The organism is Arcobacter sp. CECT 8985, assembly GCF_004116495.1.
Lineage (GTDB): Bacteria > Campylobacterota > Campylobacteria > Campylobacterales > Arcobacteraceae > Malaciobacter.
In genome coordinates, this window is record NZ_PDKC01000017.1 from 43,537 (window position 1) to 58,822 (window position 15,286).

Below are 15,286 nucleotides of genomic sequence, written 5' to 3' on the forward strand. Positions count from 1 at the left end.
TTTCTCTCCTTTATTTATTTAAAACTTGGTTCAATAACATAACATCCAATCGAATACTCACCAATATTTGGTATTATATTTATATTACCTCCTTCAAATTTTGATTTTAAATTAGAATATGAATTTACTATATTATCAAAACTATTAATAATTTCTTCAATTCTTTTCTTACTTTTTTTTCGTGCACTATTAGATATATCTAAATAAAATGCAAAAATCGCATAATCAAGCGTCGAATCAGATAATTTTTCTCTATGCAACATCTTACACATTTTCTCTATTTCATATTTATACTCTTCTTTAATATTTCTTACACCATTTTTAATACTCATAATAACTCTTGAAATAGAATCATTATCACTTTTATGCTCAAATCTTTCATCTAATGTTAAACATAGAATATCTTGAGATAAATATCTTTTTTGCATAAAATCTGTAAAATCATTTCTTGAAGGTAATGAACATCTTAATATATCTGCAACTGTTGCATCAATAAAAAGTTCAGGACTATTTTCAAGTTTTGCAATTTCTTGTGAAATATGTATAGTTAAAAATTTTGGTGGAGCATATGACAGATATAACTCATCTGCTGTCCAATAAGTAAAATTATTTTTAGCTGTCTCAATACCTTTTAATACCGAATCAATTATTTGTTTTTGTGTAGGAAATTTATGCATATTCTTCTCCTACATAGTTTTCATCAACTTCTTGTATAATTCCACTTTCAAACAAAATATCTTCAATTAATTTATTTTTTGAAATATTTATTTGATTTGATAAAAGAACTAATGCATTATCTAATTTTTTATCTATTTTTATTGTGAGTTGAGAAACTTCTTTTTTATTGCTTTTTAGATGTTTATCAATAACACTTTGAATCACTTTTCTTTTATTTTTTTGTTTTGCCATAACTCTCACACTAATATAAATTTGGTAATACTAAAAGTAGTACTAATAAAAACTTAGATTATTATTTCATAGTGAAACTTAACTGAAACTTAAATTTTATGTTATTTTTGTGTAATAATTAGCCAATTTAATAAATTTACACAGAAAAGAACAAAATGCTATTCTTTTGCTATTTTTCCTTTTTTTTGTTGAATAAATAATCCAAAGATAATCATAAGTAATCCAAAGAGTGTAGATATATATATTTTTTCATTTAAAATAAAATATATAAATATTAAAGATAAAAAAGGAGAAAGAAAAATCAAATTTGCTATTTTTGAAGTATTTTGTGCATATCTAAGTGCAGTTAACCAGAATAAAAAAGTAATCCCCATTTCAAAAAGACCCACATAAATTGAAGGAATGATTGCATTTAATGGAGGAATTAAAAAAGAATTTGTAAAAAACATATAAATTATAATAATTGGCATTGCAACTAAGAAATTGCAAAATAAAGACACGACAGAGTCTTGCTTTATCTTTGTATTAAATATCCAATATAATGACCAAAGAACAGTACTACACAATGCATATAAAACACCTGTAATATTTGAAAAATTCATAGAAAAAGGTGCACCTCTTGTTGAAATTATCAAAACACCAAAATAGCAAATAATTCCAGCAACTATATCAACTAATCTTAAATTTTGTTTCAAAAAAGGAACAGCAAGAAAGGATAACATTAAAGCCCAAGTATAATTTATTGATTGTGCTTCTTGTGCAGGAAGTAAATTATAAGCCTCAAACAAAACTAAATAGTATAAAAAAGGATTTAATAATCCTAAAACTATAATTAAAAGCCAATTATCTAAAAAGTGTCGTTTTATAAGAAATAATTTTTTTTGATATGTTAAAATAACAAATAAAACTCCCAAAGATGTTAAGGATGATAAAAATAATAACATGATAGGAGTGGTATATTCTAAAGCAATTTTAAATGCTGTTGCTACTGTTGACCAAAAAAAAATTGCACTTAATGCGAATTGATATGACCTTTTTTGTGACTTAATTATAGTTTTTCCTTTTAAATTATAGTAATAATGCATAAGTTTAATGATTTTTTTATTTTATTAAGATTAATTTAACTCTATTTAGTTAATAATTTTATAAAGAAAAAGTGTTAGGGAATAATCATGAACAAATACAAACAATTACAAAAAGAGTCTAGTACTTTAAATATCTTATTTATAGAGGACGATGACGATCTAAGACTTCAAACTGAAAAGATTTTAAGAACACTTTTCAAAAATGTTGTAACTGCAAAAAATGGAAAAGAAGGCTTAGAAAAATATCAACAATTTTATACAGAAAATAGTTACTATTTTGATATAGTAATTACTGATATAAAAATGCCATTAAAAAATGGAATTGAACTTACAAAAGATATCTTGAAAATAAATAAAGATCAAGATGTAATAGTAATATCTGCATACGAAGACTCAAAATATTTAATTGAACTCATCAATATAGGTGTAAATAACTTTGTTCAAAAACCACTTTTAATTGATCAATTAATTGATCCTTTGCTAACTATATGTAAAAAAATAAATAATACAAAAATAGAATCAGAAAAAGTATTTATGATAGAAAATTTTGTATGGGATAAAGAAAATAAAATTTTATATAAAAATGGTAAAGTTATGAAACTATCTTCAAGTGAAATTATTCTTTTAAATTTGCTTATTAATAATCCATTTATTACATTCTCAAATGAAGATATTTACAATACAATTTATAGTGATAAATTTGACAAAGAGTTAAGTATAGATTCAATCAAATCTTTAATAAAAAGAATAAGAAAAAAAATACCTACAGATTTTATTAAAAATATTTATGGTGAAGGATACAAAATCAATAAAGAGGTTTTTGTTAAACAATAAATATTATAAAGTATTATACATATATAAAATTGTATAATACTTAATGCTATTAAATATATTTTCATAGTTTCACTTGGTTAACATGAAAAATATATATTTCTTCTAATTTTATTATATATTAAACAACTGGTGTTATAATTTCGTCCCTAAAAAAATTAGAAAGGTTTTAAAGTGAGGATTACTCTATCTCACAAAGAGTTACGAGAAATACAAAAACTTTGTTTGGAAAATGGTAAGCAAGAACTATTTAATAAGCTTACAAATGAAGAACAAAAGTCTATGCAAAGTAGAACACCTAAAAAGACAAAAGCAACACAGAAAGCTACAAAAGTAAGACAAGATATTGCAAGAAAAAAGATTGAAAGTACTGTCAATATGATGAGACTTTTTAATCAAAAAATAACTGTTTATAGCGTTGCAAAAGAAGCACAAGTAAGTTATAATACTGCTAGTAAATATAAAGAGTATATTCAAAAGAATGCTCACTAAATAAAAAAGTTTAAAACTTTTTTATTTTCTTCATTTTTAATAAAATTTCCCAAATTAAATTATATTAAAGTGTATATTTTTTAACTTTTTGTTATCATTTGTCATCTTTAATGGAGAATGTTATTTATGAGAAATTTTATTAGTTATAAAAAATCATTAGAAATCTTAGAAAATATTAATACTCAAACACCACCTGTTCAAAAACTATTTTTGACAGATGCTGTAGGATATGTATTAGCCCAAGATATTGCCGCAGACCATAATAGTCCAGCATACCCTACTTCAGCAATGGATGGATATGCAGTAAAGGCAATAGATTTAAAACAAAATCAAATAATAGAAATTATTGATAAAAATCCCGCAGGTTGTGTTGTTGAATCTGAAGTTCAAGAAGGTGTATGTATTAAAACTTTTACTGGTTCATTAATGCCAAAAGGTAGTGAATCTTTAATCCCAATTGAAAATGTAGAAGTAATTGATAATAAAATTAAAATAGTAAAAGAAGTTCCATCTGGTTTTGCAATTAGAGAAATTGGAGAAAACTACAAAAAAGATGAAACTTTAATAAAAAAAGGAACTATTATTAGTTTCGCAGAAGTTGGAGTACTTGCATCACTTAATATTGCACAAATACCTGTATTTGTAAATCCAACTGTAGCAATTGCAAGTACAGGAAGTGAAATCCTTGATTTAGGACAAACTCAAACAAATGAATCTCAAATAAGAAGTTCTAATCATCTTACTATTGAAGCATTATGTAAAAAAGCAGGAGCTGATGTTATCCAAATGGGAATTGTAAAAGATGATATTGATTCTATTACAAAACTATTAGAATCGGGGCTTCAAAAAGCTGATATAGTTGTTACTACAGGTGGAGTTAGTGTTGGTGATTTTGATTTTGTTCAAGATGTAATTAAAGATAAGTTAAAAGCAGAAGTTTTATTTCATGGCGTAACTATAAAACCAGGAATGCACTTATTAGCAGCAGTAAAAGATGGTAAATTAATTATTGCATTACCTGGATTTGCTTATTCATCTACTGTTTGTGCAATTTTATATGTTCTACCATTTATATATAAACTAAAAAGAGCAAATCAGAAATTACCTATTGTTAAAGCAAAAATAAATCAAAATTTTCCTAGAAAAATGCCAAAAACAACATTTACAGCTTGTAATGTAGAGTATAAAAATGGAAGTTATGAAATAAATTTTGATGGTAAAAGAAAAGGAACAAGTGCTATTTTGACAAATATGTTAGAATCACCTGCACTATTAATTCAAGAAGAAGATAGTGATGATATAAAAGCTGGTGATATTGTTGATATTTTATTATTAGATCAATTAAAATGATTGAAAACATAAGAACATATAAAGTTTACCTTTTATTAGCACTTTGTGTGTTTTTTTGGTCTGGAAACTTTATATTAGGAAGATTTATTAAAGATAGTTTAGAACCTATTGAACTTGCTTTTTTTAGATGGGTTCTTGCACTTATTTTTATTCTTCCTTTCTCCTTAAAATATATGAATGTAAAAAAATGTATAAAAATCACTAAAGAACATTTTTTTATACTCTCTGTTCTATCAATTTTAGGAATTACACTTTTTAATACTATTGTATATATTGCTTTACAAACGACTCAAGCAACTAATGCATTACTTATTAATTCAACTACTCCTTTAATTGTACTATTTTTAGGTACATTTATATTAAAAAATAAAATAAATAAACTTCAAGTTATTGGCTTTATTTTATCAACTTTTGGAGTTATTTTTATAATTTTACAAGCAGATTTTACAAGACTTAATGAGATTGAATTTAGAGATGGTGATATTTGGATTATAGTTAGTTCAACAGTTTGGGCTTTATACTCTATTTTTCTAAGATTTAAACCAAAAGAGTTAAATTTAGTTGAACTATTTACAATAACAGTAATTTTAGGGCTAATATATCTACTTCCTTTATATTTATATCAAGGGTATAAAATGCAAAGAGAGATAGAAGTATTTATTCAAAATTGGCCAATTATAATATATGTTTCTTTATTTGCTTCAGTTGCTGCATTTTATTTTTGGAATTCAGGAGTAGCACAAATTGGACCAGAAAAATCTAGTCAATTTGCTCATCTAATGCCACTATTTGGAGCTTTTCTAGCCTATGTTTTTTTAGGTGAGACATTTGAATTATATCACCTTATTGGAGCTTGTTTTATAGCTCTTGGAATATATTTATCTCTATTTTTGTCAAGACACTAACTATTTTAGAAGTGTCTTTTCATCTATTTGTTTATTAGGTTTTACACCTAAATCTAAAAATTCTTGACTTCTATTTAGTAAATTTCCTTTACCTTTTGAAAGTTTGTTTAATGCACTTTCATAAGATTTTGAAGTTCTATTAATATGAACTCCTATATCCTCAACATCTTTTACAAATAAAGCAAATTTATCATATAAGTTTGCAGCTTTTTTTGATATGAGCTCTGCGTTTTGATTTTGATACTCCATTTTCCATATATTTTCAATTGTTCTTAAACTAACATATAAAGTTGATGGAGAAACTAGCATTATATTATTTTCAAAAGCTAATTTAAAAAGATTATTATCATTTGAGACAGCTAATAAGAATGCAGGTTCAATAGGAATAAACATCAAAACAAAATCTAAAGTTCTTACATCTTCAATATCTTCATATCTTTTATTACTAAGACCTTTTATATGAGTTTTTAATGAGCTAGTAAGCTCTCTTATTGCTTTTTGTTTTTCTTGCTCTTGTGTAGCTTGTGAATAGTTTATATATGATATTAATGATACCTTTGAATCAATAATAATATCTTTTTTTAAAGGAAGATGAACAACAACATCAGGTCTAAGTCTTTTACCTTCTTTTGAATAAGAACTTTGCGTTGAATATTCAATTCCTTCTCTAAGTCCGCTTTGCTCTAAAACTTTCTGTAAAATCAATTCACCCCAATCACCTTGAGTTTTATTATCACCTTTTAAAGCTTTTGTTAGATTTACTGCATCATTTGAAATTTGATTATTTAACTCTTTTAAATTTTTTATTTCATTTAAAAGTGAAGTTCTTTGTTTTGTTTCATCTGAATAAATATCATTTACTCTTTTTCCAAAACTGTTTAATTGCTCTTTTAATGGAGTCAAAATTTGACTTATATTTTCATTTGATTTTTTACTATTTTGTTCAAAAAGTCTATTAGCAAGATTTTCAAACTCTTCTTTCATCTTTTGTTTAGAATCTTCTAAAAGATCTATTTTTTCTTGGAAGTTTTTTCTATTTATTTCCGACTCTCTTCTTAAAGATTGTACTTTTTGTTCGTATAACTCTTTTTGGGAATTTGACTTTTCACTCAAAGATTGGATTTTGCTATTTGCTTCGTTTGTCAAAGCTTGAAGTTTAGCTTCATATTTTACTTTTAAGAAAAAGTAAAATATAAAACCTGAAAATATAAATCCTACTATAAAAGAGCAAATAATATAAATAATTGTATTATCATTCATCATCTATACTAAATTCTTCTTTTAATGCATCACTTGGATCACTAATTTTATTTACATCATATCCTAACTCTTTGAATCTCTCTACTAATGGAGGATGAGAATAGTAAAAAAATATATATAAAGGATGAGATAAAGGAAATGATTTATTCTCATTTGCAAGTTTTAAAAGTGCATTTACCAAATCATTTTTTGATTGTAAGTTTGATCCAAATTCATCTGCTGCATATTCATTGTGTCTTGAGATCAATGATATTAAAGGCATCAAGAAAAATGATAAAATTGGTGAAAATAGTAAAAACACTGTAATAATAGCATATGGTTCATTATTTAAAGAAAGTCCCAAAAACAACTCTTCATCTAAATTTCCAAAAATTGCAAAAAATACAAACATAACAACACCCATAATTCCTATATTTTTTAAAATATCACCATTTTTAAAGTGTCCTAATTCATGTCCTAATACTGCTAAAAGTTCATTGTGAGATAATTTTTCTACTAATGTATCAAATAAAACTACTCTTTTTGTACTTCCAAGTCCACCAAAATAAGCATTTAATCTATTATCTCTTTTACTTGCATCAACAGAAAATACTCCACTACTTTTAAATCCTACTTCATCAAGTAAACTTTCAATTTTAGATTCTAATTCTTTATCTTTTAATGGTTCAAATTTATCAAACATTTTATCTCTAACAACTGGATAAATCATATTTATTAAAATAATTACTGCAAAAATAAAAACAAATCCCCAAATCCACCAAAAAGATAAGTTTTCAATGATTAATGAAATTCCAGCAATTACTAAACTTCCAAATACTAAAAATAAAATACCAGTTTTAATAGTATCTTTTATAAATAATGCCAAAGTCATATTTGAAAAACCATATTTTTTATCAAGTTTAAATGTAGTATATAAAGTAAAAGGCAAAGATAAAATCCAATTGATAATAATAAAAGAATCAACAAAAATAATAGCTTTTAACCAACCTTGATCAACACTAATAAGTGAATCTAAACTTTTTAATCCAAAACCAATCCATAATATAAACAGTATAAAATCATAAAATGAAGACAAAATAGCAACTTTTTCTTTTTCTATACTATAATCTCCTGCTTCTTTATACTTCATAGTATTTAATATTATTGCAGGCATTGTTCTTGCTTTACTTACAAAGCCAATTTGCATAAACGATGTATATATATTCAAGAAAAAATATACACAATATGCAATAACAAATATCTCTAACACATCTATCCTTTTTTATTTATAAACTTTTGAATAATACAATTTTTGTACTTGAAAATTAGTAAAATTTTTAGTTTATTTATTTTCTAATAATAACTTAGAAAATACACTATTTAACCTTTTAACAACTTTTGGTTTATCAGTTACATAAACTATTTCATAATCTTTATTAAAAGACTTCTTCTTCCAATTAGCACTTCCAAAGACTGCTATTTGTTTATCAAAAATTGCCATTTTTATATGAAGTTTATTTTTTGTTAAAACTACATCTATTCCACTATCTTTTAAATATTTATATAAAGTATCTTCTTCTTTTGATACTTTCTTCTTATCCATTATTACAGTAACTTTCTTACCCTCTTTAACACTTTGTTTTAAAAGCTTTGCAAACTTTTTATATGTAAAATTATACATTGCAATATCAATGCTTTTTTTAGCATTTTCAATAAGAGTTGAAACCTCTTTGATACTTTGATTAGAATCATCAGGAAGAAAATATAAATCTTCTTTAGCAAAAGATATAATAAAACTAAAAAGTAATATTAATAAGATTTTCATTGAAAAACCTTAAATAACTCTTGTGGTATTTTTGCAGGCTTAAAATCTTTTAAATAAGCAAGTTTAAAAGTTCCAGTAAATAATACTTCATTATCTTTTTTAACTTCTTGATACATCACCAAAGATGCACTCTTTTTTGAATCTAAAATAGCAGTCACGTCTAAAATATCACCAAATTTTGCAGGTTTTATATATTTTGCTTGAATCTCTTTTACAACAAAAAATTCATTATCACTTATGTGAGGAGAAAGGCCTTTATCAAAAAAAAGCTCTGATCTAGCTCTTTCACAAAATTTTAAATAATTAGCGTAGTAAACAACACCACCAACATCAGTATCTTCATAATAAACTCTTATTTTCATTTTTTCCTACTTTATAAAATATTTCATATTTTACAGTTTGTATTTTAAATGTGTGATTAATATCATTAACACTTTTTTAACTATTTAAAATAAAAATATGTTAGAATCACTTTTAAACTATTTATACTATAAGGATACTTGTGTCTATTTTTGCTTTACAATCTTTAGCAGGTGGATTTCTTGATGAAGATTTAGTACATTTTAATAAAAATTTTGATGATTGGTGTATTCAGTTTGACACCTATGAAGAAGCCAAAGATATAGTTCAAACATTGGAAAATGAAGAATCTATAGATATAGTTGAGATAACACCTCTTACTTATCCAAAATATTTCTTTAATTCACTTCAAGGCACTATTTATGCTACAAGACAAATTGAAGATGAAATTATTTGTGTTGTTGAACCATTTATAGGTTCCAGTTTTAGAATAGCAAAATGTAATCTAAAAACAAAAAATGTAAGACTAACAAAAACACGATATAAAACTATTCCAAGTATTGAAGGTGCTTTTAGTAATTATGGTGAGTAGATATAAAGTTTTTTATTAATTTAGGCATTTCTTGTCCTATTTGCCTATAGTTATAATCAAAACTACAATTTACTAATTCATATAGTTTATGATTTTTATATTTTTGATGCCATTTCTCTTGTTTATTTTCATATAAATTAAAATATTCAAATCTTAATTTATATGCTTCTGTTAATAATTTTTCTTCCATATTCAATTATATAATAGCTTAGGTTACAATTTTATTCAAAAGGTATTTTTATAGTAAATCTAACACCGATTTTTTTCATATTTCTTTTGATATTTTCTACTTTAATATCTGCATTAAAATGCTTAGTAATAATTTGTTGAGACATATAAAGCCCTATTCCAGTGCCATTATATTTATGTTTTGTGGTAAAGTATGGTTCAAATATTTTATCAATATACTCATCTTTAATTCCACCTGCATTATCACTATAATCAAAATATGCAAAATCTTTGCTTTTATATATTTTAAGGTTTATTTGTCTATTTACATCTATTTTATTTAATTTAAAAGCATCCACACTATTATTAAAAAAGTTCATAAGAACTTGAATAAACTCATTTTCATATCCATTTATAATAACTTCTTCAATATGAGTTGATAACTTAATATTATTTGATTCAAGTTTAGAACTAATAAGTTTTGATGTTTTTTCATATACATTTTGTAAGTCAAACTTCTCTTGTTTATTTTTATTTTTTAGAAAACCTCTAAAATCATCAATAGTCTGAGAAAGGTGTTCTGCATTTAAAATTATTGTTTCCAATGATTTATTTTGTGTTTCATCATCTAAAACACCCATTTGTTTTTGAATTTGCATTCCACTTGCAGAAGTTGTAATAATAGAAAGAGGTTGTCTCCATTGATGAGCAATATTTTCCATCATCTCTCCCATGGCTACCATTTTAGATTGATGCGCTAATAAAATATCTTTCTTTTTATTTTTTTCAACCTCTTTATAGATTTTTCTTCTATATTTTAAGAAATATTTTTCTAAATAAGAAGAGATATAAATAGAAATAATAAATAAAATAATTACAATAAGTAAAGAGAATGTAAGCATTTTATATATATACACTCTATTATTTTCATCTAATTCTTTTTTCTTTTCTTGTATTTTTAAATCAATTTTTTTATCATAAAATCCAGAAGCAATTGCAATATTCCATTTGTCAAATCCCTTTACAAAAGTAGTTTTTTGTGCAGGAAGATTTGTTTCTGGCATCACTGTAGATATATAAGAAAGATATCCTTCTCCTTTTTTTGCAGTTTTTATTATATCTTTTGTGATATATACACCATTTTTATCTTTTAAATTTATTCTATTTTTTCCTATATATTCTTGTTTTATATGAGATAAATATTTCCCATTATAATCGATAATAAAAACAAACTTGTTTAATCCATATCTTAAATTTTGTACTCGATTTATTAATTTTTGTTTTATTTTTTTTTCATATTCATAAATGTATTCTCCTGTTCCAATGAATATGTTCAAAGCTTTTAACTCTTTTGCAAAAAAAATCTTACGATAGTATTTATTGTCATTTTTATAAGGTAATTTCCAATTATAAGAGATATAACCTTCATGTTTTTCTTTGAGCATATTTATCGTATCACTTAAAAAATATTTACCTGTATTATCTTGAATATTAATAATATTTTTACCTTCAATACTTTTATTAGGTGGATTTAAAAGACTATTACCTTTTAAATCATTTATTATTATATATCCTCTATTATCATTGAATTTTATAACTCTTAAAGAATCTTTGATTAATTTTATTATTTTTTCATGAGAAAGGTTTTGATGTTCTTTATAAATATTCATAGCAATTTTAAAAGCTTCATTTGTTCTATTTTTTATTTCAACTTTAATCATTTTTTCTATATTGCTATGTTCAATTTTTAATTGTTCATAAACTCTTAAAACTTCACTTTTAACTAACTCTTTTTGACTTTTTATATAATCATGTCTTAGATTTTTACTCTCTTTATTAAACTCATCAATATTTGAAAAAACTATAAAAAGTGTAAAGATTAAAGATATAAAAAGTGTAGCAATTGGCATTACATATTTTATTATTTTTAAAAGTTTATTTTCAGTTGATATTCTTGACATAGATTCCCTCTTAATACGTGAGAGTTATTATATTTTCTATTGTTTAAGATAAGATTAAAATCTACAAAATTTATAAATTTAATATATTTTTTTTATTATTTTAATATACTATTTATCTTTATATTCTTTCCATTTTATATCAAAACTAAGATTTTTAAAATTAAATGCGATTTTTTTAACTTGAGAATCCTCTTTAGGTACATAGCCTTCTAAAATAAGGCAATCATCTTTTTTTGTTAAAAAAGTCTCAATTTGAAATGCTTTGTCCTTAAATAGAGTAACTTGAAACTGCTCTTTAACCAAAGATTTTAAATCATTACCTACTTCCAAATATATCTTCTCATTATTTAAAAAGTAATTCTTTTTAAAACTCTCTTCAAAAATCATTCTTCTTACATTTTGATAGTCTGATAAAATTTCATCTTTATCAAAAATCTTATTATAATAATTATATTTAGAATTTTTTATAGAGAATAAAAATTGGTCTAAAACCTCTGGAACTTCTTCATTTAATAATATTTTAGAATTTACTTTTTCACAAAGAGCAAAATATCCCTTTGATATTTGATTTTTAAAATCTAATTTATAATAACTAGAATAGAACTTAAACTCCACATTTTCATTTATTTGTGAAAACTTTTTTATAAACTCATAACTTTCACAAAGTTTAGTATCATGAAGAGTTGTCTCATCAATAAAAACAACAACTTCATATAACAACTCTTTTGGTTCATGTGCTAAAAAGTTTTCATTTTTTACTCTTACAAAAAACTCATCTTTCATATCATGAACAATTGATTCATAAAATTTGATAGTATTTTTTAAAAATTTATTTTTTTTATCTCTTTTTCTTGCAATTGCACGTACAATATGTTTTTGATCTTCAAATCTTAATAAGTCAATAAAAAAATACTCTGCATCTAAATAATCATATATATAGACTCTTTTATTTCCATTTATAATAGGTAAATAAGAGAAAGGAAAATATTCAAATATAATAGAATATATTTTTAATTTTCTATCAAAAACTTTTTTTAAAATTTTATTTATTATAAATCTTGTTAGTAAACTCCAAAGAGCAATAATAGCTAAGATTACAAAAAATATTGCACTAAAAATAAATCCCATTATATATTGACCTTAATTATCCCATTGGGTATAAAATATCTTTTTGAATATCTTCTATTTTATTAAATAGCTCTTTAGAGATTTCAAAATCAATAGCTTTTAAAGATTCATCTAATTGATCAATTTTTCTTGCACCAATTATAGTAGAAGCAACAAAATCAAAATGTTTTGAATATGCAACAGCAAGTGTTACTGGTGAAATTTCATACTCTTTTGCTAATTGTACATATCTTTTTGTAGCTTCAACAGTTTTTTCATTTACAAATCTTTTAGCTTGTGCTTGAACTCTTGGATTTTGATGTTTTGCATATGCACTAAATCTACATCCTTCTGGATATAATCCACTATTATACTTACCAGATAAAACTCCTCCACCTATTGGTGAATATGGAAGTAGTGAAATATTTTCTTCTTGACAAACTCTTCCTAATTCATCTAAAAATCTTGGATTTAATAAAGAAAAATTATTTTGAATTGATTGAAATCTTGCTAAGTTCTTATTTTTTGATGTTTCATTTGCTTTTGTAAGTCCATAAGCACTATCATTTGAAGTACCAATATACCTAACTTTACCCTCTTTTACTAAATCATCCAAAGCTCTTAAACTCTCTTCAATTGGAACTACTGTATCTGGCCAATGTACTTGATACAAATCAACATAATCTGTTCCTAATCTTTTTAAACTCCCCTCAATTGCTTTTTTTATATGAAAAGAATCAATTGCAGTAAGTCCATGTCTAATTGGTGGAACAAACCACCCTGAAGCTGCTCCAGCAACTTTTGTAGCTAAAATTATTGAATCTCTTTGTTTTGTCTTTAACCACTCTCCAACAATTTCTTCTGTTCTTCCCCAATAAGTTGATTTTGGAGGTACAGGATAAAGCTCTGCAGTATCAAAAAAGTTTATTCCATTATCATATGCTTTATCCATTATTTTAAAAGCTTCTTCTTTTGTAGTAGTTGTTCCAAATGTCATTGTTCCTAAACAAATTGGACTAACTCTTAATCCACTCTTACCAATATATCTAAATTTCATAATATTTTTAACCTTTCATTTGGATTTAAACAAGAGTATAACAAAAGGTTTCATAAAATAATATAAGAATTTCCTAATTTAGAACTACTCCAAAATACAAATTTGTTTATTTAACATATGAATAATAGTTTTATAAGCAACAATGAAAACTACAAACGTCAAAATAAAGATAAATAAATAAGAAAAATATTGATAAATATTCTTTCTAGTTACTTCATACATCAAACTTGTAGCAAGTGTAATTGTTGCTAATGGGAAAGTAAAAGCCCACCAAGAAATAAAAAATTTAATTTTTACAAAGTTTTTATACATAAAAAATAATAAAAAAGTAAAAAATAGTCCTAGATTAAATAGAATCATTGAAAAAAAATCTAATTGCAAAGTCATTTTAAAATAAGCAATCAATCCAACTGAAGGTGGTGCTATTAATATAAAAAGTGTAGGCATAAACTTAGGTGCAAATTGAGTATGAAAAATTGTTCTATTTAATATAATAGAAAGCATAATTATCCAAAAAAAGATACCAATAGAAAAAAAGAACATTAAAAACATATTATCTAAATGTGTAGTTCCAACAACAGGTACTATTAAATTACCAACTATAGGAATAAACCAAGCAGGATTTGAATGTTGAATTTCTAAATTATTGTTTATCCAAAACTTTAAAGTATTAAATGTAAAAAAGATATGTAAAAACATACCAATGAAAAACGTAATATTTGAAATTGTTATATCATTATGATAAAGTTGAGATACCAACAAAAAAGATATTGAAATTGCTGCAAAAAAGTTTATTCTTATTGGATGTGAGAACTCTTTTTTTACCTCTTCAAAATATAATATAGTTTTTATAATATATAAAACAAAAATAGCAATAAATACAATAGTTGTAACTATTTTAAAAAATAGATAAAAATATATATGAATATGAAAAAGTTCACTTGCTTTTTCATAAACAATTGTCAATCCAGAAAGTCCCATAACAATTGCAAACATCATTACAGGGAAAAAAGCTAATCGATTAGAGGGAATAGCTTTAATAGACTCATTACTCATATAAAATCCTTCTTAAGAAAAATTAATTTATAATTAGCATTTAAAGGAGTAAAAATATGACAAAAAAAAGAACTATTGACTTATCTAAACAAAATTTTTCCTATGAAGAAAAAAATCAAACAATAAAGATATTAAACCTAAATCAACAAACTATGAATTTGGAAGTTTCTATCTTTGAAAATAAAGAATTCATCAAAAAAACAATCATTGCCTTTGCTCATATACCTAAAAAATTAAAAGCAAAAATTAACCCTTTATGCTAAAAAGAAATATAATTATAACTTATTTTTATTAATTTATCTTTTATCCATTATAAGAAAAAGCTATATAAGTATATTTTATATATATTTGATATTTATTTTTTCACTAAATGGTAATATAAAGTACCAATTTTCAGTATCTATAGCTT

The 15,286-nt window shown here is 24.0% G+C and carries 18 protein-coding genes; 6 read left to right on the forward strand and 12 right to left on the reverse strand.

All coding sequences use genetic code 11. The annotated features are described in order from the left end of the window. Positions 1-14: 14 nt before the first annotated feature. The 3 genes from CRU93_RS08585 to CRU93_RS08595 all read right to left on the reverse strand — a co-directional run bounded on the left by CRU93_RS08585 (position 15) and on the right by CRU93_RS08595 (position 1,994). Positions 15-677, reverse strand: a complete 663-nt coding sequence (locus CRU93_RS08585; RefSeq protein ID WP_129103787.1) for a hypothetical protein — start codon at positions 675-677, stop codon at positions 15-17. Beyond that, the gene (locus CRU93_RS08590) at positions 670-909 is read right to left on the reverse strand and encodes a hypothetical protein (RefSeq protein ID WP_129103788.1); all 240 of its coding nucleotides are present in this window, start codon (positions 907-909) and stop codon (positions 670-672) included. The genes CRU93_RS08585 and CRU93_RS08590 overlap by 8 nt, the downstream gene beginning before the upstream one ends. A 158-nt stretch (positions 910-1,067) precedes the next feature. Then, positions 1,068-1,994, reverse strand: a complete 927-nt coding sequence (locus tag CRU93_RS08595) for a DMT family transporter (protein ID WP_129103789.1) — start codon at positions 1,992-1,994, stop codon at positions 1,068-1,070. 87 nt (positions 1,995-2,081) lie between these two features. Between CRU93_RS08595 and CRU93_RS08600 the strand changes: the two genes are divergently transcribed. The 4 genes from CRU93_RS08600 to CRU93_RS08615 all read left to right on the forward strand — a co-directional run bounded on the left by CRU93_RS08600 (position 2,082) and on the right by CRU93_RS08615 (position 5,572). Beyond that, on the forward strand, positions 2,082-2,828 hold the full coding sequence (locus CRU93_RS08600; RefSeq protein ID WP_129103790.1) for a response regulator transcription factor: 747 nt from the start codon (positions 2,082-2,084) through the stop codon (positions 2,826-2,828). 171 nt (positions 2,829-2,999) lie between these two features. Beyond that, positions 3,000-3,317, forward strand: coding sequence for a hypothetical protein (locus tag CRU93_RS08605; protein ID WP_129103791.1), 318 nt, complete (start codon positions 3,000-3,002; stop codon positions 3,315-3,317). A 126-nt stretch (positions 3,318-3,443) separates the two neighbouring features. Then, the gene (locus CRU93_RS08610; RefSeq protein WP_129103792.1) at positions 3,444-4,667 is read left to right on the forward strand and encodes a molybdopterin molybdotransferase MoeA; all 1,224 of its coding nucleotides are present in this window, start codon (positions 3,444-3,446) and stop codon (positions 4,665-4,667) included. Further along, on the forward strand, positions 4,664-5,572 hold the full coding sequence (locus CRU93_RS08615; RefSeq protein ID WP_129103793.1) for a DMT family transporter: 909 nt from the start codon (positions 4,664-4,666) through the stop codon (positions 5,570-5,572). Before CRU93_RS08610 ends, CRU93_RS08615 begins: the two co-directional genes overlap by 4 nt. Here the strand turns inward: CRU93_RS08615 and rmuC are convergent, their stop codons facing one another. The 4 genes from rmuC to CRU93_RS08635 form a co-directional block, all read right to left on the reverse strand. Further along, a complete protein-coding gene (gene rmuC, locus CRU93_RS08620) occupies positions 5,573-6,835 on the reverse strand; it encodes a DNA recombination protein RmuC (RefSeq protein WP_258238868.1) in 1,263 nt (420 codons plus the stop codon). It lies immediately after the preceding gene. Further along, complete coding sequence (locus CRU93_RS08625; protein WP_129103795.1) at positions 6,825-8,081, reverse strand: M48 family metallopeptidase; 1,257 nt, start codon at positions 8,079-8,081, stop codon at positions 6,825-6,827. The genes rmuC and CRU93_RS08625 overlap by 11 nt, the downstream gene beginning before the upstream one ends. A 72-nt stretch (positions 8,082-8,153) precedes the next feature. After that, a complete protein-coding gene (locus CRU93_RS08630) occupies positions 8,154-8,636 on the reverse strand; it encodes a phospholipase D-like domain-containing protein (protein WP_129103796.1) in 483 nt (160 codons plus the stop codon). Further along, entirely contained in the window at positions 8,633-8,998 is a 366-nt protein-coding gene (locus tag CRU93_RS08635) for a YbgC/FadM family acyl-CoA thioesterase (RefSeq protein ID WP_129103797.1), read from the reverse strand. The genes CRU93_RS08630 and CRU93_RS08635 overlap by 4 nt, the downstream gene beginning before the upstream one ends. A 140-nt stretch (positions 8,999-9,138) precedes the next feature. Between CRU93_RS08635 and CRU93_RS08640 the strand changes: the two genes are divergently transcribed. Next, on the forward strand, positions 9,139-9,528 hold the full coding sequence (locus tag CRU93_RS08640; RefSeq protein WP_129103798.1) for a hypothetical protein: 390 nt from the start codon (positions 9,139-9,141) through the stop codon (positions 9,526-9,528). On the opposite strand, the gene CRU93_RS08645 is transcribed toward CRU93_RS08640, so the two are convergent. From CRU93_RS08645 to CRU93_RS08665, 5 genes are all read right to left on the reverse strand, one after another. Next, a complete protein-coding gene (locus CRU93_RS08645) occupies positions 9,509-9,718 on the reverse strand; it encodes a hypothetical protein (protein WP_129103805.1) in 210 nt (69 codons plus the stop codon). The two genes, CRU93_RS08640 and CRU93_RS08645, sit on opposite strands and share 20 nt — an antisense overlap. 31 nt (positions 9,719-9,749) lie before the next feature. Further along, a complete protein-coding gene (locus tag CRU93_RS08650; RefSeq protein ID WP_129103799.1) occupies positions 9,750-11,657 on the reverse strand; it encodes a cache domain-containing protein in 1,908 nt (635 codons plus the stop codon). Positions 11,658-11,765: 108 nt separating this feature from the next. After that, positions 11,766-12,785, reverse strand: coding sequence for a hypothetical protein (locus CRU93_RS08655; protein ID WP_129103800.1), 1,020 nt, complete (start codon positions 12,783-12,785; stop codon positions 11,766-11,768). 16 nt (positions 12,786-12,801) lie between these two features. Next, positions 12,802-13,821 (reverse strand): aldo/keto reductase, encoded by a 1,020-nt coding sequence (locus tag CRU93_RS08660; RefSeq protein ID WP_129103801.1) that lies wholly within the window; start codon positions 13,819-13,821, stop codon positions 12,802-12,804. An 84-nt stretch (positions 13,822-13,905) separates the two neighbouring features. Beyond that, on the reverse strand, positions 13,906-14,877 hold the full coding sequence (locus CRU93_RS08665; RefSeq protein WP_129103802.1) for an SLAC1 anion channel family protein: 972 nt from the start codon (positions 14,875-14,877) through the stop codon (positions 13,906-13,908). A 56-nt stretch (positions 14,878-14,933) separates the two neighbouring features. On the opposite strand from CRU93_RS08665, the gene CRU93_RS08670 reads away from it, so the two are divergent. Then, complete coding sequence (locus tag CRU93_RS08670) at positions 14,934-15,140, forward strand: malate dehydrogenase (protein WP_129103803.1); 207 nt, start codon at positions 14,934-14,936, stop codon at positions 15,138-15,140. The last annotated feature ends 146 nt before the right edge of the window (positions 15,141-15,286 follow it).